We start from the raw sequence: 19,446 nt of genomic DNA, 5'->3' as shown, positions 1-19,446 counted from the left end.
CGATCACGTCATTTCAGGCGGGCTTTCAACTCTTCGCTGGCCTGATGAAGCGCGGCACGCGTCGCCGGCAGCGTGGCCAGCGCATTGAGCAATCCGAAGTCGTGAATCATGCCGTTGTAGCGAATCGTCACGACCGGCACACCGGCCGCATCGAGCTTGCGTCCATAGGCTTCGCCCTCGTCGCGCAGCACGTCCTTCTCCGCGGTGATGATGAGCGCAGGCGGCAGGCCCTTGAGCTGGTCGGGGGTGGCCTGCAAGGGCGAGGCGAAGATCTGTTGCCGTTCCTCCGGCTTTGTCGTGTACGCATCCCAGAACCACTTCATCATCGATCGGGTCAGGAAATGGCCTGTTTCGAACTCGTCATAGGAGGCGTTCTCGAAATTGGCATTGGTCACGGGCCAGAACAACACCTGCGACTTGATCGCCGGCCCGCCCTTGGCCTTGGCCATCAATGCCGTCACGGCGGCCATGTTGCCGCCTACGCTGTTCCCGACGACCGCCAGACGCGTGCCATCGACATTGATCTCGCCGCCGTGTTGGGCCACCCATTGGGTTGCGCCATAGATCTCCTTGATCGCCACGGGATAGCGGGCTTCAGGCGACGGCGTGTAGTTCACGAAGACCGCGGCGAAGCCGGTGTCGACCACGAGGTCGCGGACAAAGCGCTCATGGGTGGGGAAGTCGCCCAGGATCCAGCCGCCACCGTGCACGAAGATGAACACCGGCAGCTTTCCCTTGGCGCCGACCGGGCGAACGATGTCGAGCTTGATCGGCTTGCCGTCGACCATGATGGTCTTCTCGCTGACCTCGGCCGGAGGGAGTTGGGCCCCCGCCTGTGCGCCGACCAGTACCTGTCGGGCATCCGCCGGCGTCATCGTTTCCAGCGGTTGACCACCGCCCTTGGCGAGCGCCTCGAGGAAGGCCTGGGTGTTCTGTTCCACGCCCGGACTTCCTGCGGCCATGGCGGTGGCGGTGCTGACCGCGGCCACCGCCGCAGAGATGTTCAGAATCTTCTTCATGTTGCTTTCGTTTGCTCGCGACTTTGAGAGAGACACCAGACACTGCGCGTGCGCATCTGACAACGCGCCGTTCCATTCGTTGGCACAACGAGCGCGGAAACTGAATACGTCCAGACAGGCGAAGCCCATGGACCGGCCCGTCGACCTTCAGGGCCCCCGGGTGCCTCCGAGCGACGGGAACTCCGGCGCCTGTGTACAAACCTCTTTGCGAAGCAGCGCCAAGCGACGCTTCATGCTCTCGATCTCGACCGTTTGCCCGGCGATGATTTCTTCCGCAAGTTGTCGGGTCACCGGATCCCGACCGTGCTGAAGCACGAGACGCGCCATATCCACGGCGCCTTGGTGATGCGGCACCATCATGGCCAGGAAGTCGATGTCTGCGTCGCCGCTGTAACCCGGAGCGTGCATGGCGCTCATCATTGCGGCCATGCCGGTGTTCATCTCGCCTTGAAAGTCGGACACGGCCGGTGGGAGTGCTCCTTGATGATGGCCGTGCGTATCGCCGCCCACAGTCACTGCGGTCGCGGCTTCCGCCGCGATCGCGCCGAGCGCTGGCGGCAGGAAGACGATCTGTCTGCGAGTGATTGGCCGCGGCGTCGGGGACGACTCGTCGTTGATCGCTGCTGTCGACGTTGGCCGGCCCGGCAGGTTCATGCCGTCTGCCCCTTCGTGCCAGGCCGTACATAGACCAGGTTGATGCTCTTCTTGTTGCGAAGAGGCCCGGAAGGCAGGTTCAGGTCGCCAAGCGGGATTTGTGCAATGAAGCTCGGCCGCAGTGGATCGCTGACATCGAAGGCGCTGCAGACGGTCTGACCCGCGTTGGGGGTGCCGGGCGTTTCGTCCTGCTCGTGGGCGACGTACAGCAGCGTGTTCTCAGGATTGGTCCACAGTCCATGAGCCTCCCGGCCACGACTGAAGAAACTGCCCACCATGCGTCGCTCCCCGGGCGCGGCACCCCGATCGATGATTGCAATCTGGCTGGAGGAGACGCCGCCGGGGCCGTTGTCATCGACACGCGCCAAGCTGACGTAGGTGACGCTGCCTCGCGCATTGGCGACGAACTCCACATGATTCGGACGGGCGCCCGTGCCAAGCGGCACGCTGTCGAGGAGCTCGAAGCTGCCGCGCGTGGAGCGGCAGGAGACCGCGTCAGCCAGCTTGTGCGAGAACCAGACCTCATCCCCGTCGGAGGTCGTCTTCATGAATGGCGTGAAGCCAGGCTTGTCCTGCGTCGACACGTCGAGCGTGACCATTCGTTCAGGGCGCGAGTGACCATCGGCGCCGGGATTGACCCGGAACACGTCCAGGCGAGCGACCTTCTGGCTGGCGACAAACGCCACGGTGCCTTCCCGGTTGAACCACACCTGAGCAGGACCGCTCACCGTGGGCAAATGCCGCAGTACCGGAGAGACATCCTCTCCACGGAGGTACCGCAATGCTCTTGCGACGTCGAGGATGGCGATACGAGCCTCACCGCGAAGCGTGACCCACAACTCCTTGCCGTTGCGGGTGAACGTCGGCTCATGGGGTTCGCGGCCGAGAAGAATTCCACTGGAGAGCCGTTCGCCGGCGGTGCTCTCGCCAGCGAGAGGATTCGGCGTGTTTCCGATCACGCGCCTGTTGACCGCGTCGATGAGATAGATGTTGCTGGATCCCCGTCCACTCGTGGCCAGCAGCGTGCCATCGGGCGACGGCACCGCACCGTGTGCGTCGATGCAGCCGTGATAGAGCGGCTTGTGGATCATTGCCGCATGCGTCGGTGCGACCCCGGCCGTGACGTAGCGGAACGGCGGTCGGGGATCCTCGTCGAAGCTCGTCAGATTGATCGTCGTCTCCACCGCGTTGCGCCGTGGGTCGATCACCACCAGAGTGTTCGAGTCTTCATTGGTGATGAAGACCCGATCACGCTCGTCAATGCCACCTGATGCCGGCACGTGCTGCGCCATCGCGCCGGGGAGCGCGGCGGCGGCGCCTGCTGCGAGGGTGGTCTTGAGGAAGACTCGTCGGTCCTGTGTCATCGTGTTCCTTGAGGGGGTCGCGGGCGGACTACTCCATGGCCGAGGTCGTTCAGCCAGGAAGAAGTCGGGATTTGGGTGTTTCAGGACGGCGGCAGGACGCCTTGGTTCCGCCCGGGGCGCGGCGCGGGCGCTATCCGCTGGACTCGGTGCCCGCCAACTGCCTGTACACCTCGCCAGAGATGCGCTTCAGTTCAGCCCGATCGGCCTGGGACGAGATCGCATAACCGAATGGGCCATCTATCCAGTAGAAGACGTTCACCGCCCCTTCCTGCGCGAAGCGGAAGGAGACATTCCTGCTGGCTGGTTGAGAGGCTGAAGTCGGTGCGTCGCGATCATTCGCCTCGTCGCAGACGTAGAGCGTCAACCTGTTTCCGAAGTCGTCGCTGTACATGAACTGCGCCACCGGCCCGGTGCCGCCGGGCAACAAGCGGCCCCCGATGAGTTCATACCCCAGTGCCTGCAGGTGCGGTGGCCGCAGCTTGGTCCCCATGCGTTTGGACAGCCACGCCACCAATTGATCCTCATGCGCCGCATCCAATTCGACCGGGCGTCGCTGATCCATCGAGTACACGGCATGTGCCACAGCCGCGCGTTGGGCAAAGGCCGACACGGGAGGCCTCTCGGCGCCATCGGACATGCGCGCGACTTGCTCCAATGGCGATGTTTCGCCGGTCATTCCATCCCGTACGCCCCAACCAATGGCCCCGCCGATGAGGGCGATCATGAGGCCCGCGGCGAGTTGCAGCAGATACCAGGGCCTGCGCCGGCGCGCGGAGGCAATGAGCCTTTGCGGAATGGGTTCATCCTGTACGGGATCGAACAAGGCCCGCAACTCCTGCTTCTGGCTACGCCATGCCTCTACCCGGGCGGCCTCGCCTGGGTGCGACGCCAGATAGGCCTCGATCTCACGTGCACGCTCCAGGGCGAGTTCACCATCGACCCAGGCGTGGAGATCGGCTTCAGTGATGGGGGTGGAAGCACTCATGACTGGACCTTCACTTGACGACCTTGAGTTGGAGGGGCGCCTCGCGCCCCTCCATCAGAGCTCGCAGCCGTTCTCGTCCGCGCGACAAGCGCGACATGACGGTACCAATGGGAATCCCTAGCGTCTTGGCGATATCCGCGTAGGTCATCTCCTCGAGCGCGATGAGCAGGATGACCTGCTTCTGCTCCATGGGCAGTTGATCAATTGCAGTCTGCAGGTCCATAACCACCAAACGCTCGCTCTGCACAGGTGCGACAGGGATCTCCGGCGTGTCGTCGTCCAGGAGGACCGTTGTGACTTTCGGGCGGCGCGCCCCATCCACATGCATGTTGTGCATGATGCTGAAGAGCCAGGCACGCATGTCGGCCACGCTGTGCCAGAGCGACGACTTGGCCCAGGCGCGCTCCAGCGTGTCCTGCACCAGGTCGTCCGCGTCTTCGCGATCCCGGACCAGCGACCGTGCGTATCGACGCAGGCGCGGGATCCAGATCAGCAGGGATGAGTCGTTGGCATGCACAGGCGCAATCCGAAAGAACCAGGGCTCCGTTGGCCAGTTAGGAACGCGCTGGCGCCGCTGCCCCGAGCGACGCTACCGCCGGGCGGAACATCTCGCCCATGACGGCTTGCGGATTCCTCTGATAGATCAATAGGCGGCCGCGAAGCTGAGCTTGGGATCGACTTGCCAGGTCTCGCTGACGATCTTGCCTTCACGGAACGTCAGGGCATAGCGCACCTTGATCGGCGCCTTGCCCTCGAACTGCACGTTCGCGAACACGGTCGAGCCCTTCGGGTTGATCGACTCCTCGATCTTGTCCACCGTCAGTTTCAGGGCGCCCTGGGATCCGGTGAATTTGCTCCAAACCCCGCGAATGGAGTCCGGACCGGCATAGGTACCGTCTAGCGGGCCCCCGACCCACTCAAGTCGCGCGTTGTCAGCGTAGCCACGCATCACGATCGAGAGGTCGCCGCCGGCGATCGCCTGGAAATGGACCCGGGCATCATCCGTCGGACCGGCGAAAGCCGGCGTGGCCCCGAGGGCAATGACTGCGGTGACGAATGGGAGAACGCAAACCTTGAGCATGTGGTTTCCAGAAGAGTTGCAGGCGCCGATGACCGACCTGGCCTGTACTTGATAGACGGGCCGAATCCGCCGTCTATTCCACTAATCCCGAGAAAATTCGCTTCTGTACGGCTGCGCGCTTCGCGGCTGCAAGCGGAGCGAGCCAGCCAGATGAGCAAACTCGCCATTCAACGGGACCGGGGCGGGCGCGTCACCCGCCGACGCGCCCCGCGGCAACGAATCGGAGAACGCGGGCCGCCCCCTGCTCAATTGCCCGCCCGGCCCCCTCACTTGCCCGCCGGCAACTGCCCCTCCACGCCCTTCACATAGAACTTGATGTTCTGCAGGAACCTGTCGTCCGCGACCGCGTCCTTGGCGAGGACCTCCTTGCCGTCCTGCCCCGCGATCGGCCCCTTCCAGATCACGAAGCTCCCGTCCTTGAGCCCCGCCTTGACCTGATCGAGCCTGGCCTTCACCTGCGCCGGCACCGCGGCGTTCAGCGCCACCAGGTCGATCGCGCCTTCCTTGACACCCCACCAGCTGTGCTTGCCCGGACCGGCGCTCCAGCTGCCGTCCAGCGCCGCCTGGACGCTGGCGATGTAGTACGGCGACCAGTCGATCACCGCCGAGCCCAGGTGCGCCTTGGGCCCGTACGAACTCATGTCCGAGTCCCAACCGAAGGCGTACTTGCCATTCTTCTCGGCCGTCTGCAGCACCGCGCTCGAATCCGTGTTCTGCATCAGCACGTCGGCGCCGGCGTTGATCAGCGTCTGGGCGGCGTTGGTCTCCTGGGGCGGGTTGAACCACTCGTTGACCCAGACGACCTTGACCGTCACCTTCGGGTTGCTGCTCTGCGCGCCCAGCGTGAAGCTGTTGATGTTGCGGATCACCTCGGGGATGGGGATGGAGCCGACGACGCCGAGCGTGCCGGTCTTCGTCATCGCGCCGGCGACGACACCCGCCATGTACGCACCCTCGTAGGTCCGCGCGTCGTAGCTGCGCAGGTTGGCCGCCTGCTTGTAGCCGGTTGCATGCTCGAACTTCACCTGCGGGCTGTCCGCCGCCACCTTCATCATCGGCTCCATGTAGCCGAAGGTCGTGCCGAAGACCAGGGTGTTGCCCTGCTGGACCAGGTCGCGGAAGACCCGCTCGGCATCGGCCGCCTCGGGCACCTTCTCGACGAAGCTGGTCTGGATGCGGGACCCGAAGGTCTGCTCGAGCTTCTTGCGGGCGTTGTCGTGGGCAAAGGTCCAGCCGCCGTCGCCCACCGGGCCGACGTAGGCGAAGGCGACCTTGAGCGGCGCGGCGCCGGACGCGGCGCCGCCCGCCTGCGGCGTGGACGCGGCGCCGGCGGGCGCGTCGTCCTTCTTGCCGCACGCGGCCAGCGCGAGCGCGGCGGCCGCCGACGCGGCGATCAGCAGGGAACGGCGGAGCATCGGACGCGGATATCGGACGGACATGGGTTCTCCAGCGAAGTCGTGATCGGAAAGCGGAAAGCGGGGGATCGCGGCGCCGCGCGCGGCTATCCGCCGGGATGGAACGGCCGCCCCAGCGAGGCCGGCATGTTGGCGCGGATGAAGCCCTCGTTGCGCGAGATCAGCACCAGCACCACGATGGTGGCCAGGTAGGGCAGCATGCTCAGGAACTGGCTGGCCACCTGCACGCCCTGCCCCTGCAGGTGGAACTGCAGCATGGTGACGCCGCCGAACAGGTAGGCGCCGAGCAGCACGCGCGCCGGTCGCCAGGTGGCGAAGCTGGTCAGCGCCAGCGCGATCCAGCCCTTGCCGGCGATCATCCCTTCGACCCACAGCGGCGTGTAGATCACCGAGCAGTAGGCGCCCGCGAGCCCGCACAGCGCCCCGCCGGCGACGACCGCCAGCAGCCGGATGCGCCGCACCGGATAGCCCAGCGCATGCGCCGATTCCGGCGACTCGCCGACCGCGCGCAGCACCAGCCCCGCGCGCGTGCGCGTCAGTCCCCAGGCGAGCAGCGCCGTCAGCGCGATCGCGCCGTAGACCAGCGGATGCTGCTTGAAGAGCGCCGGCCCGATGAACGGGATGTCGGCCAGGCCCGGCACCGCGAACGCGGGCCGCGGTCCGAGCTTCGCCTGTACGTAGTTCTGGCCGACGAAGGCCGAGAAGCCCGCGCCGAACAAGCTCAGCGCCAGCCCGGTCGCGTACTGGTTGGTGTTGAGGTAAACCGCGAGCGCGCCGAAGACCAGCGCCATCAGCGCGCCCGCACCGATCCCGGCCAGGAAGCCCACCAGGTCGCTGCCGCTGTGCACCGCCGCCGCGAAGCCGGCGATCGCGGCGACCAGCATCATGCCCTCGGCGCCGAGGTTCACGACGCCAGCGCGCTCGTTGATCAGCAGCCCTAACGCCGCGAGCGCCACCAGCGTGCCCGCGTTCAGCGTCGCGGCGATCAGCAGGGCCCAGGCATCCATCAGCGTTGCTCCTTGTCGACGCCGCGGACGCCGAGCCCCGCGACGCGCCGCACGCGGTAGTTGATCAGCGTGTCGCAGGCCAGCAGGCAGAACAGCAGCAAGCCTTGGAACACGCCGGTGATCGCCTTCGGCAGTCCGAGCCGCGACTGCGCCAGCTCGCCGCCGATGTAGAACATGCTCATCAGGATTCCCGAGAGCACGATACCGACGGGATGCAGCCGTCCGACGAAGGCCACGATGATGGCCGCGAAGCCGTAGCCCACCGGCACGTAGGGCGTGAGCTGGCCGAGCGGGCCGGCCGTCTCGAGCGCGCCGGCCAGGCCCGCCAGGCCGCCCGACAGCGTCATCGCGCCCCACAGCGCCGCACGCGACGAGAAGCCCGCGTAGCGCGCCGCCATCGGCGCGATGCCGCCCGTCTGCAGCGCGAAGCCCGCCATCGAGCGCATCAGCAGCCACCAGCAGCCGATCACCGCCGCCAGCGCGATCCACACGCCGATGTGCAGCCGCGTGCCGGTGAACAGCTTGGGCAGCTGCGTCGCCGGCAGGAAGGTGATGGTCTGCGGAAAGTTGTAGCCCGCCGGGTCCTTCCACGGCCCGTAGACGAGGTACTGCAGCAGCAGCTCCGCGACATAGACCAGCATCAGGCTGACGAGGATCTCGTTGGCATGGAAACGGTCGCGCAGCGCCGCGGTGATCGCGGCCCAGGCCACGCCGCCGAGGACGCCAGCGAGCAGGATGGGCAGGACGATCAGCTTCGTGCTGCCGGCGTCAGCCTGCATCGCGACCCAGCCGGCGGCCAACGCGCCGGCGACGAACTGGCCCTCCGCGCCGATGTTCCAGACGTTGGCGCGGAAGGCCACCGCCAGCCCCAGCGCGATCAGCACCAGCGGCGTCGCCTTCAGCCCCAGTTCCCCGAGCGCGTAGCCATTGCGCAGCGGCTCCCAGAAGAACATGCGCAGGCCCTGCAGCGGGTCCTTGCCCAGCGCCACGAAGATCGCCACGCCGATCAGCGTCGTCAGCGCCAGCGCGATCAGCGGCGACGCCAGCGACATCGCCGCCGACGGCTGCGGGCGAGGTTCAAGCTTCAGCATGCGCGCCCTCCCCCGCGGCCGCGTCCCACAGCCCGCTCATCCACTGCCCGATCTGCGCGACGCTGGCCTGTCCGACGGGGATCGCCGGCGACAAGCGCCCGCGCGCCATCACCACCAGCCGGTCGCTGAGCTCGAAGAGCTCGTCCAGTTCCTCGCTGACCACCAGCAGCGCGCAGCCGGCGTCGCGCAGCGCGAGCAGTTCCGCGCGGATCTGCGCCGCGGCGCCGACGTCCACGCCCCAGGTCGGCTGCGCGACCACCAGGGCCTTCGGCGCCGCGTCGATCTCGCGACCCATGATGAACTTCTGCAGGTTGCCGCCGGACAGGCTGCGCGCCGCGGCCTGCGGCCCGGCAGCGCGCACGCCGAAGCGCTCGATCAGACGCCGCGCCAGCGCCGCGGCTTTGGCCGTCGACACATGACCGAGCCGTCCCACCGGCTCGCGTCGCGTCAGCAGCGTGTTCTGCGCCAGCGACATCGAGGGCACCGCGCCGCGTCCGAGCCGCTCCTCCGGCACGTGGTGCAGCCCGAGCGCACGGCGCTTGGCCGGCCCGAGCGGTCCGAGATCGATGGTGCGGTTCACGGTGCCAGCCGCGGCCCGCGAGTTCGACGGGTCATTCGAAGCGTCATTCGATGGGTCAGTCGACGGGTCATCCGCGATCCAGGTGACGACGCCGCGCTCAGCGCGGCGGTCCTCGCCGGACAGCACCCGCAGCAGTTCCTGCTGCCCGTTGCCCGACACCCCGGCCAGGCCGAGGATCTCGCCGCGGCGCAGCGCCAGCGCGATGTCCGCGAGCGCCGTGCCATGCGGCGTCTCCGGCGCCAGGCTCAGGCCGCTCACCCGCAATCGCGCCGGCGCGTGCTCGCGCACGGCACGCGCGGCGAGCCGGGGCGGCTCCGCGCCGATCATCAGCCGCGAGAGGCTGGCGTTGCTCTCCTGGCGCGGATCGACCTCGCCCGTCACCCGGCCCACGCGCAGCACCGTGCAGCGATGGCACAGCGCGCGGATCTCGTCGAGCTTGTGGCTGATGTAGAGGATCGCGCAGCCCTGGTCGGCGAGCCGGCGCAGCGTGACGAACAGCGCCTCCACCGCCTGCGGCGTCAGCACCGAGGTCGGCTCGTCCAGGATCAGCAGCCGCGGCGCGGTCATCAGCGCGCGCAGGATCTCGACCCGCTGGCGCTCGCCCACCGACAGCGCATGCACCGGGCGCTCCGGATCGAGCGGCAGGCCGTACTCGGCCGAGAGCGTGCGCACGCGGGCGCGGACCGCGTCCAGCGTCATCGCCTTGTCGAGTCCGAGCCAGATGTTCTGCGCCGCGGTCAGCGAATCGAACAGCGAGAAGTGCTGGTAGACCATGCTGATGCCCAGCGCCCGCGCCTGCGCCGGCGAACGCGGCGCCCGCGGGGCACCGTCCCACAGCAGTTCGCCGGCGTCGGCCTGCACCGCGCCGGCGATGATCTTCATCAGGGTGGACTTGCCGGCGCCGTTCTCGCCGAGCACCGCGTGGATCTCGCCCGGCGCCACCGACAGCGACACCGCGTCGTTGGCCTTCACGCCGGGGTACTGCTTGCTGATGCGGCGGAGTTCCAGGCGTGGCGATGTCATGGGGACAGGCAGGTTCCTAGGGTCTGCGGTAGCGCAGCTCGCCCGCGACGTAGCTGGCCACCAGGTTGCGATCGTCCGACAGCGTCATCCAGGCGAAGGCCCGTTCGTGCGGGTCGCGCGCCAGGTCCATGCGGGCCTCGGCGACCGGCCCCGCGGCCCAGTCCCAGATGCAGACGTCGGCCAGTGTAGCCACACCGAAGTGGCCCAGCTCCTCCGACAGCCCCAAGGCCTCGGCAGCGCCCAGCGTCGCCGCGTGCAGCCCGGCCCAGGCGGTAAGCCGCTGGCCGCGCAGCGCCTGCACCTTGTAGCCGTCCGCCAGCGTGCGCTGCGCCGACAGCGAGGTGCCGCCGCCCACGTCGCTGGCCGCGCTCACGCGCACGCCCGCCGCCAGCGCGCCGGGCCAGTCGAACAGCCCGCTGCCCAGGAACAGGTTGGACGAGGGGCAGTGCGCGATGTGCGCGCCGGTGCGGGCGAGCACGCGCCGGTCTTCGTCATCGAGCCAGATGCCGTGGGCCAGCACCGCGCGCGGATGCAGCAGGCCGACGCGGTCGTAGACATCGAGGTAGCTGCGCGCCTCGGGGAAAAGCTGGGCCACCCACTCGACCTCGCCGCGGTTCTCCGCGACGTGGGTCTGCATGTAGAGGCTGGCATCGGCGCGGCACAGCGCGCCGGCCATCGCGAGCTGCTCCGGCGTGCTGGTCGGCGCGAAGCGCACCGTCACCGCGTAGGCCAGGCGCGCACGCCTGTGGTGCTTCGCGATCAGGTCCAGGCAGTCGCGCTCGGCCTGGACGACGTCGTCGCGCAGGCCCTCGGGGGCGTTCCGGTCCATCAGCACCTTGCCGGTGATCAGGCGCATGCCGCGCTCGGCGGCCGCGTCGAAGAGCGCGTCGGCCGAGACCTTGTGCACCGTCGGGTACACGACGGCCGAGGTCGTGCCGTGCGCCAGCAGCGCGTCGAGGAAGCGGTCCGCGCCGTAGCGCGCGACCTCCGGGTCCATGTAGCGCTGCTCGGCCGGGAAGGTGTAGGTGTTGAGCCAGTCCAGCAACTCCGTGCCGTAGGACGCGATCACGTCCAGCTGCGGGCTGTGCACATGCGTGTCGACGAAGCCTGGCAGGATCAGCCGGCCGCTGTGATCCTCGCGGGCCCAGCCCTCGCCCGGATCCTCGGCCTGCGCGCCGGCGATGCGGCCGTTGTCGATCAGCAGCCAGTGGCCCGGCCGGAAACGCACGGCGGGATCGTCGACGCGGCCCCATTGCGGCGCGGCGGTGAAGTCCAGCAGGTCGCCCTTCAGGGCCAGGCGTGCCGGAGTGGCGGAACGGTCGGTCGTCATGCGTCGGGAATCAGGCGGACAGGAGGAAACGGAAAGGCGGGAACGTCGGTGACTGCGGTGCCACGCCGCTCACGGCACGAGCTCGCGCGCGACTTCGCGCACCTGCTCGCGCAGCCAGCGCAGCGGCGCGCTGTTGTGGCTGACGTCGTGCCACAGCTGGTAATAGGTCATCGGCGGGAAGGCCACCGGGCATCGCAGCACCGTGACCGGCAAGTGATCCAGGTAGCGGTGGCAGAACAGCCGCCCGGTCGTCAGCACCAGCAAGCTGCGCGCCACCATCTGCGGCAACTGCCCGAAATGGGCGCAGCGCACCGCGATGCGGCGCTCCAGGCCCAGCGAGGCCAGGTGTTGCTCGATCACGCCCGGCTGGCCGCGGCTCAGCGGCATCGGCGCCAGGTGCTGGCAGTCGAGGTAGCGCTCCTGGGTCCAGGCCCGCGGCGCCATGCGCGCGGCCGGGTGGTCCTGGCTGACCAGGCAGACCACCTCGTCCACCAGCAGCCGGCCCAGGTGCAGTTCCTCCGGCGGCTCCAGCCAGTTGCCGATCACCAGATCCACCTCGCCGCGCGCCAGCGAGGCGCGGTAGTCGAAATCGGCATTCAGCGGCTGGAAATCGAGCTGCACGCCGGGCGCGTGGCGCTGCAGGTGCGCCACCAGCAGCGGCAGGAACAGCGGGTCGAGGTAGTCGCTGGCGGCGACACGGAAGCGCAGCTCGGCGCTGGCCGGGTCAAAACCGGACTTGCGCAGCCGCGCGCCGAAGAGCTCGTCGGCCTCGCGCAGCAGCCGCTCGGCGGGGGCCAGCAGTTCCAGCGCCGTCGCGGTGGGCGTCATGCCCGCGCCGCTGCGCACCAGCAGCGGATCGCCCGTCAGGGTGCGCAGGCGCCGCAGCTGCGCGCTCAAGGCGGGCTGCGTGCTGCCGAGCCGCATCGCGGCCCGAGACACACTGCGCTCGGAAATCAAGGTATGCAGGACCCGCACCAGAAGGAGGTCGATCTTGTCGAAGTTCAGCTCTTCCGACATGGTCAATCGCATATAGAAGCCATACGGCGCATCGTATAACCATAGGACGCCCACAGGAGTACCGTTCGGGGTAATTGCATCCGCCCGCCAGCCGTGCCTGCGTCTTGCTTGGCCGCCCGCGTCCGTCCCGCACCGCCCCTGTCCATGACCGCTCCCCGTCCGATCCGCTTCTTCCACCAGGGCCAGCTGAAGTCCGTGACCGGACTGCCGCCCACGACCACGGTGCTGCAGTACCTGCGCGAGCACGCCCGCTGCGCCGGCACCAAGGAGGGTTGCGCCGAGGGCGACTGCGGCGCCTGCACCGTGCTGGTCGGCGACCTCGATGCGGACGGGCAGTCGGTCGAGCTTCGCAACGTCAACGCCTGCATCCAGTTCCTGCCGATGATCGACGGCAAGGCGCTGCTGACCGTCGAGGACCTGGGCGCGAGCGACGACCTCAATCCGGTGCAGCAGGCGCTGGTCGACTGTCATGGCTCGCAATGCGGCTTCTGCACGCCGGGCTTCGCGATGACGATGCAGGCGATCTATGAGCGGCACCAGGCGCACGGCACGCGTCCGGACCGGCAGGCGCTGGCCGACGACCTGGCCGGCAACCTGTGCCGCTGCACCGGCTACCGGCCGATCCTGGACGCGGGCGAGCGCATGTTCGATGCACCGGCGCGGACCCTCGATCGCGCGCCGATGGTCGCGGCGCTGCGCACGCTGCGCGAGGATCCGCCGCTGCAGTACGAGGCGTCCGCGCGCGACGGCTCGCCGCAGCGCGTCTTCGCGCCGCGCTCGCTGGAGGACTTCGCCGCGCTGCGCGAGTCCCTGCCCACCGCGCGGCTGGTCGCCGGCGCGACCGATGTCGGGCTGTGGGTCAACAAGCAGCAGCGCGAGCTCGGCGACGTGATCCTGACCGGCCGCGTCGACGCACTGCGCCGCATCGAGGTCGGCGCCGATGGGAGCTTGCGCATCGGCGCGGCGGTCTCGCTGGAGGACGCCTGGGCCGCGCTGAGCGCACAGGTGCCAGCGCTGCGCGAGCTGTGGCTGCGCTTCGCCTCGCCGCCGGTGCGGCATGCCGGCACGCTGGGCGGCAACATTGCCAACGGCTCGCCGATCGGCGACGGCGCGCCCGCGCTGATCGCGCTGGGTGCGCGCCTGGTGCTGCGCCGCGGCCCCGCCACCCGCACGCTGCCGCTCGAGGACTTCTATCTGGACTACATGAAGAACGCGCTGCAGCCCGGCGAATTCGTCGAGGCGATCGAGGTCCCCCGCCCCGCGCCCGGCACGCGGCTGCGCGGCTACAAGCTCGCCAAGCGCTATGACAGCGACATCTCCGCCGTCTGCGCGGTGCTGAGCCTGCGGCTGGAGGACGGCGTCGCGCGCGAGGCGCGCTTCGCCTTCGGCGGCATGGCCGCGATCGTCAAGCGCGCGGCGAAGGCCGAGGCGGCCGTCAACGGCCGCAGCTGGGACGAGGCCGCCGCGCTGGCCGCCGCTCAGGCGCTGCGCGAGGACTTCACCCCGATGACCGACCTGCGTGCCAGCGCCGCCTACCGCGAGCGCGCCGCCGCCAACCTGGTCCGTCGCTTCTGGCTGGAAACCCGCGCCAACGCGCCCATCGACGCCCGATCGGCCAGCGTCTGGCAAGCGGTCAACCTGCAGCGGAGCGTCGCATGAACAAGCCGCTGGAACTCCCGCCCGGCGTCGGCGCCGAGGCCCTGGCCGCCCCGCCGCGACCGCAGGTCGGCATCAGCCGCGCGCATGAAGCCGCGCACCTGCATGTCAGCGGCGAGGCCGTCTACAACGACGACATCGCCGAAGCCCACGGCACGCTGCATGCGGCGCTGGGCCTGTCGCCGATCGCGCACGGGACGCTGGTGTCGGTCGACCTGGAGCTGCTGCGGCGCCAGCCGGGCGTGGTGGCGGTGCTGACCGCCGCCGACATCCCCGGCGAGAACAACTGCGGCCCGCTGCTCCATGACGACCCCATCCTCGCCGACGCTGAGCTGCGTTACGTCGGCCAGCCGGTCTACGCGGTCATCGCGACCGACCGCGAGCTCGCGCGCCGCGCCGCCGCCCTGGCGAAGCAGGCCATCGTCGCCACGCCGCTGCCGGCGGTGCTGACCGCGCGCGAGGCCCATGCCATCGGGCAGTACGTGCTGCCGCCGATGCATCTCGCGCGCGGCGACGCGGCCGGCGCGCTCGCCGCGTCGCCACATCGGCTCGATGGCGAGTGGGCCGTCGGCGGCCAGGAGCAGTTCTACCTGGAGGGCCAGATCAGCTACGCACTGCCGCAGGAGAACCAGGCGCTGCTGATCCACTGCTCGACGCAGCATCCCTCGGAGATGCAGCAGCTGGTGGCGCATGCGATGGGCTGGCAAGCCCACCAGGTGACGGTGCAGTGCCGGCGCATGGGCGGCGGCTTCGGCGGCAAGGAATCGCAATCGGCGCTGTTCGCCTGCGTCGCCGCGATCGCGGCGCAGCGGCTGCGTCGGCCGGTCAAGCTGCGGGTGGACCGCGACGACGACTTCCTCGTCACCGGCCGTCGCCACGGCTTCGACTACCGCTGGTCGGTCGGCTTCGACGACGAGGGCCGGATCCTCGGCGCCGAGATCGACCTGATCTCCAACTGCGGCCACAGCGCCGACCTGTCCGCGCCGGTGATGGCGCGCGCGCTGTGCCACTTCGACAACGCCTACTGGCTGCCGCATGTGGCGATGCACGGCTACTGCGCGCGGACCAACACCCAGAGCAACACCGCCTTCCGCGGCTTCGGCGGCCCGCAGGGCGCGCTGGCGATCGAGATGATCCTGGACGGCATCGCGCGGCGACTGGGACTGGATCCGCTCGTGGTGCGGCAGCGCAACTTCTACCGCGACGGCCAGGACCTCACGCCCTACGGCCAGCGCGTCGAGGACAACCTGATCCAGCCGCTGACCGACCGCCTGATCGAGACCTCCGGCTACGCCGCGCGGCGCGCCGAGATCGCGGCCTTCAACGCCGCCAGCCCGGTGCTCAAGCGCGGCCTGGCGCTCACGCCGGTCAAGTTCGGCATCTCCTTCAACGTCGTCCACCTGAACCAGGCGGGCGCGCTGGTCCATGTCTACACCGACGGCTCGGTGCTGGTGAACCACGGCGGCACCGAGATGGGCCAGGGGCTCAACACCAAGGTCGCGCAGGTGGTGGCGCACGAACTGGGCGTGCCCGCCGCGCAGGTGCGGGCCAGCGCCGCCGACACCAGCAAGGTCGCCAACACCTCGGCGACGGCGGCGTCCACCGGCTCGGACCTCAACGGCAAGGCGGCGCAGGACGCGGCCCGCAGGATCAAGCGGCGGCTGATGCCGCTGGCGGCGCGGCTGCTGGGCTGCGACGAAGACGCGCTGGTCTTCGACGGCGGCGAGGTGCGGGGCCACGGTCCCGAGGGCGCGCGATCCATCGGCTTCAAGGCGCTGGTGGCGCAGGCCTACCTGGAGCGCATCCAGCTGTGGAGCGACGGTTTCTACGCGACGCCCGGCCTGCACTGGGACCGCGCGAAGCTGCAGGGGCATCCGTTCTACTACTACGCCTTCGGCGCCGCGGTGGCGGAGGTGCTGGTCGACACGCTGACCGGCGAGACACGGGTGCTGCGCGCGGACGTGCTGCACGACGTCGGCCAGTCGCTGAACCCGGCGCTGGACATCGGCCAGGTGGAAGGCGCGTTCGTGCAGGGCCAGGGCTGGCTGACCAGCGAGGAGCTGGTCTGGCATCCGCGCTCCGGCCTGCTGCTGACGCATGCGCCCAGCACCTACAAGATCCCGACCGCCAACGACATGCCGCGCGACTTCCGCGTCGCCCTGTACGACGCGCCCAATGCGGTGGACAGCATCCACCGCTCGAAGGCGGTGGGCGAGCCGCCGCTGCTGCTGCCCTTCTCGGTGCTGCTGGCGATCAAGGACGCGGTCGCCGCCTGCGGGCCGGACCGCTGCGACCCGCCGCTGCGGGCGCCGGCCACGCCGGAGGCGGTGCTGGACGCGGTGGAGGCGGTGCAGGCGATGCGGTAGTGGCCCGGTGCACTAGCCGCCACCTCCGCGATGTCGCCATCACCGCGGATGCCGCGGGCCCCGCGCGCTGAAGCCCTGCCCTACTTGCGCTTGTTGTAGACGTCGACGAACACGGCGGCCAGGAGCACCAGGCCCTTGATGACCTGCTGATAGTCGATGCCGACGCCCAGGATGGACATGCCGTTGTTCATCACGCCCATCACGAAGGCGCCGATCACGGCGCCCATGATCTTGCCCACGCCGCCCGAGGCCGAGGCGCCGCCGACGAAGCAGGCGGCGATGACGTCGAGCTCGAAGCCCAGGCCCGCCTTGGGCGTGGCGGTGTTGAGCCGCGCGGCGAAGACCAGGCCGGCCAGCGCCGCCAGCGCGCCCATGTTCACGAAGGTCAGGAAGGCGATGCGCTGCGTGCGCACGCCCGACAGGCGGGCCGCCTTCTCGTTGCCACCGACCGCGTAGACGCGCCGGCCCAGCGTGGTGCGGCCGGCGATGAAGTCATAGGCCAGGGTCAGCACGACCATCAGCACCATGACCGTGGGCAGCCCCTTGTAGGAGGCCATCAGCCAGCTCATCGCGGCGATCGCGGCGACCAGCAGCCCCTGCCGCGTCCAGAAGACCACCCCGGGCTCCGTCTCCATGCCGTGCCGCGCCGCCGCGGCCCGATGCCGCCACGCGACCGTGAGCGAGGCCGCCGCGAGCAGCAGGCCCAGGCCCAGCGTCGTCGGACGCGGATCCTCCTGGCCGAAGAGCTCCGGCAGGAAACCGGCGCTCAGCGCCTGGAAGCTGTCGGGGAAGGGACCGAGCGACTGGCCCTGCAGCAGCGCCAGCGCCAGGCCCTTGAACACCAGCATGCCGGCCAGCGTCACGATGAAGGACGGGATGCCCAGGTAGGCGACGAACCAGCCCTGCGCGCCGCCGATCACCGCGCCCGCCAGCAGGCAGACCAGGCCGGCGGGCAGCGCGGCCCATTCGTACTGGACCATCAGCACCGCGGCAAGCGCGCCGATGAAGCCGCACACCGAGCCCACCGACAGGTCGATGTGGCCAGTGACGATCACCAGCAGCATGCCCAGCGCCATGATGACGATGTAGCTGTTCTGCAGGACCAGGTTGGTGAGGTTCAGCGGCTCCAGCAGCGTGCCGTCGGTCAGCACCTCGAAGAGCGCCATGATCGCCACCAGCGACAGCAGCATGCCGTAGTCGCGCAGGTGGCGCTTGAGGAAGTGGCCGAGGCCCGCGGACGCGGCGGCCGGCGGCGTCACGGACGCCGCGATCGGTTCAGACATGAGCGACTTCTCCGGCGCCGACGATGGCGCCCATGATCATTTCCTGGGTCGTGCCGGCGGCCGGGAACTCCGCCACCATGCGCCCCTCGTTCATCACATACAGCCGGTCGCACAGGCCCAGCAGCTCCGGCATCTCCGAGGAGATCAGCAGGATGCCGCAGCCGCGCGCCGCCAGGCCGGCGATCAGGCTGTAGATCTCGTACTTCGCGCCGACGTCGATGCCGCGCGTCGGCTCATCCAGGATCAGCAGCCGCGGCCCGGCGAACAGCCACTTGGCCAGCACCACCTTCTGCTGGTTGCCGCCGGACAGGTGCACGACGCGCTGGTCCACGCCCGCGCAGCGGGTGCCGAGCTGGCGCCGGAAGTCCTGCGCGACCTGATGCTCGCGCGCCCGGTCCAGCACGCCGCCGCGCGACACGCCGCCCAGGTGCGCCAGCGAGGTGTTGACCGCGACCGACTCCTCCAGCAGCAGGCCCAGCGACTTGCGGTCCTCGGTCACGTAGGCCAGGCCGGCGGCAATCGCCTTGGGCACCGTGGACACATCGACCTCGCGGCCGTCCATCCAGGCACTGCCGCTGATGCGCCGGCCGTAGCTGCGGCCGAACACGCTCATCGCGAGCTCGGTCCGGCCCGCGCCCATCAGCCCGGCGATGCCGACGATCTCGCCGCGGCGCACCGTCAGGTCGACGCCCTTGACCACCTCGCGCCCGGCCTGCACCGGGTGGAACGCACGCCAGTCGCGCAGCTCGAAGAGCAGCTCGCCGATCGCCGGCGTGCGCGGTGGATAGCGCTCGGACAGGTCGCGACCGACCATCGCCTGGATGATCCGCGCCTCGGAGATCGGGTCGGTGGCGCAGTCCAGGCTGAGGATGGAACGCCCGTCGCGCAGCACCGTCAGGCCATCGGCGACGCGCGTCACTTCCTTGAGCTTGTGGGAGATCAGGATGGACGCGATGCCCTGGCGCTTGAGCTCGAGCAGCAGGTCCAGCAGCGCGTCGCTGTCGGTGTCGTTCAGGCTGGCGGTGGGCTCGTCCAGGATGAGCAGCCGCACTTCCTTGGCCAGCGCCTTGGCGATCTCCACCAGCTGTTGCTGCCCGACGCCGAGCTCGCCGACCGGCGTCTGTGGCGAGGCCCGCAGGCCCACCCGCGCCAGCAGCTCGACCGCGCGCTGGTGCATCGCCATGCGGTCGATGACGCCCAGCCGCGCGGGCTCGTGACCGAGGAACAGGTTCTCCGCGATCGAGAGCTGCGGCACCAGCGCCAGCTCCTGGTGAATGATGATGATGCCCAGCCGCTCGCTGTCGGCGATGCCGGCGAAGCGGCGCACCTCACCGTCGAAGCAGAGCTCGCCGCCGTAATCGCCGCCATGGTCGGGGTGCGGGTAGACACCCGACACCACCTTCATCAGCGTCGACTTGCCGGCGCCGTTCTCGCCGCAGAGCGCATGGATCTCGCCGGCGCGCACGGACAACCGCACGTCCTCCAGCGCCGCGACGCCGGGGAACCGCTTGGTAATGCCGCGCAGCGCCAGCAGCGGGGCCGGGGCCGCGCTGTCGTGGGTTGTCGCGTTCATGG

Annotated in this window: 16 protein-coding genes; 2 read left to right on the top strand and 14 right to left on the bottom strand. The window is 69.4% G+C overall.

Going from position 1 to position 19,446, the window contains the following annotated elements:
- Positions 1 to 8: 8 nt before the first annotated feature.
- The 12 genes from FHT38_RS03730 to FHT38_RS03675 all read right to left on the bottom strand — a co-directional run bounded on the left by FHT38_RS03730 (position 9) and on the right by FHT38_RS03675 (position 12,566).
- The gene (locus tag FHT38_RS03730; RefSeq protein WP_183490029.1) at positions 9 to 1,019 is read right to left on the bottom strand and encodes an alpha/beta hydrolase; all 1,011 of its coding nucleotides are present in this window, start codon (positions 1,017 to 1,019) and stop codon (positions 9 to 11) included.
- A 147-nt stretch (positions 1,020 to 1,166) separates the two neighbouring features.
- Entirely contained in the window at positions 1,167 to 1,673 is a 507-nt protein-coding gene (locus tag FHT38_RS03725; RefSeq protein WP_183490026.1) for a DUF305 domain-containing protein, read from the bottom strand.
- On the bottom strand, positions 1,670 to 3,037 hold the full coding sequence (locus FHT38_RS03720) for a YncE family protein (RefSeq protein WP_183490022.1): 1,368 nt from the start codon (positions 3,035 to 3,037) through the stop codon (positions 1,670 to 1,672). Before FHT38_RS03720 ends, FHT38_RS03725 begins: the two co-directional genes overlap by 4 nt.
- A gap of 130 nt (positions 3,038 to 3,167) precedes the next feature.
- Positions 3,168 to 4,022 carry an anti-sigma factor gene (locus FHT38_RS03715; protein ID WP_183490019.1) on the bottom strand — a complete coding sequence of 285 codons (855 nt, stop codon included), beginning with the start codon at positions 4,020 to 4,022 and terminating at the stop codon, positions 3,168 to 3,170.
- A gap of 10 nt (positions 4,023 to 4,032) precedes the next feature.
- Positions 4,033 to 4,539, bottom strand: coding sequence for an RNA polymerase sigma factor (locus FHT38_RS03710; protein WP_310737343.1), 507 nt, complete (start codon positions 4,537 to 4,539; stop codon positions 4,033 to 4,035).
- 126 nt (positions 4,540 to 4,665) lie between these two features.
- A complete protein-coding gene (locus FHT38_RS03705; RefSeq protein ID WP_183490016.1) occupies positions 4,666 to 5,103 on the bottom strand; it encodes a nuclear transport factor 2 family protein in 438 nt (145 codons plus the stop codon).
- Between the two features lie 266 nt (positions 5,104 to 5,369).
- Positions 5,370 to 6,542 carry a BMP family ABC transporter substrate-binding protein gene (locus FHT38_RS03700; RefSeq protein ID WP_183490013.1) on the bottom strand — a complete coding sequence of 391 codons (1,173 nt, stop codon included), beginning with the start codon at positions 6,540 to 6,542 and terminating at the stop codon, positions 5,370 to 5,372.
- Between the two features lie 62 nt (positions 6,543 to 6,604).
- A complete protein-coding gene (locus FHT38_RS03695) occupies positions 6,605 to 7,525 on the bottom strand; it encodes an ABC transporter permease (RefSeq protein WP_147240219.1) in 921 nt (306 codons plus the stop codon).
- Entirely contained in the window at positions 7,525 to 8,616 is a 1,092-nt protein-coding gene (locus FHT38_RS03690) for an ABC transporter permease (RefSeq protein ID WP_183490010.1), read from the bottom strand. Before FHT38_RS03690 ends, FHT38_RS03695 begins: the two co-directional genes overlap by 1 nt.
- Positions 8,603 to 10,219 (bottom strand): ABC transporter ATP-binding protein, encoded by a 1,617-nt coding sequence (locus FHT38_RS03685; RefSeq protein ID WP_183490006.1) that lies wholly within the window; start codon positions 10,217 to 10,219, stop codon positions 8,603 to 8,605. The genes FHT38_RS03690 and FHT38_RS03685 overlap by 14 nt, the downstream gene beginning before the upstream one ends.
- 16 nt (positions 10,220 to 10,235) lie before the next feature.
- Entirely contained in the window at positions 10,236 to 11,549 is a 1,314-nt protein-coding gene (guaD, locus tag FHT38_RS03680) for a guanine deaminase (RefSeq protein WP_183490003.1), read from the bottom strand.
- A gap of 69 nt (positions 11,550 to 11,618) precedes the next feature.
- The gene (locus tag FHT38_RS03675; RefSeq protein ID WP_183492381.1) at positions 11,619 to 12,566 is read right to left on the bottom strand and encodes a LysR family transcriptional regulator; all 948 of its coding nucleotides are present in this window, start codon (positions 12,564 to 12,566) and stop codon (positions 11,619 to 11,621) included.
- 144 nt (positions 12,567 to 12,710) lie between these two features.
- Between FHT38_RS03675 and xdhA the strand changes: the two genes are divergently transcribed.
- Together xdhA and xdhB are read left to right on the top strand one after the other, a co-directional pair.
- A complete protein-coding gene (gene xdhA, locus FHT38_RS03670; RefSeq protein WP_183490000.1) occupies positions 12,711 to 14,225 on the top strand; it encodes a xanthine dehydrogenase small subunit in 1,515 nt (504 codons plus the stop codon).
- Positions 14,222 to 16,588, top strand: a complete 2,367-nt coding sequence (gene xdhB, locus FHT38_RS03665) for a xanthine dehydrogenase molybdopterin binding subunit (RefSeq protein WP_183489997.1) — start codon at positions 14,222 to 14,224, stop codon at positions 16,586 to 16,588. The genes xdhA and xdhB overlap by 4 nt, the downstream gene beginning before the upstream one ends.
- Before the next feature lie 80 nt (positions 16,589 to 16,668).
- On the opposite strand, the gene mmsB is transcribed toward xdhB, so the two are convergent.
- Positions 16,669 to 17,871, bottom strand: a complete 1,203-nt coding sequence (gene mmsB / locus FHT38_RS03660; RefSeq protein ID WP_091722024.1) for a multiple monosaccharide ABC transporter permease — start codon at positions 17,869 to 17,871, stop codon at positions 16,669 to 16,671.
- Entirely contained in the window at positions 17,864 to 19,444 is a 1,581-nt protein-coding gene (locus tag FHT38_RS03655; protein WP_091722021.1) for a sugar ABC transporter ATP-binding protein, read from the bottom strand. Before FHT38_RS03655 ends, mmsB begins: the two co-directional genes overlap by 8 nt.
- Positions 19,445 to 19,446 lie beyond the last annotated feature (2 nt).

This window comes from Mitsuaria sp. BK041, from assembly GCF_014193085.1.
Lineage (GTDB): Bacteria > Pseudomonadota > Gammaproteobacteria > Burkholderiales > Burkholderiaceae_C > Roseateles.
Note: the sequence above shows the minus strand (reverse complement) of the source record. Positions and strands in the feature narration are given on the sequence as shown.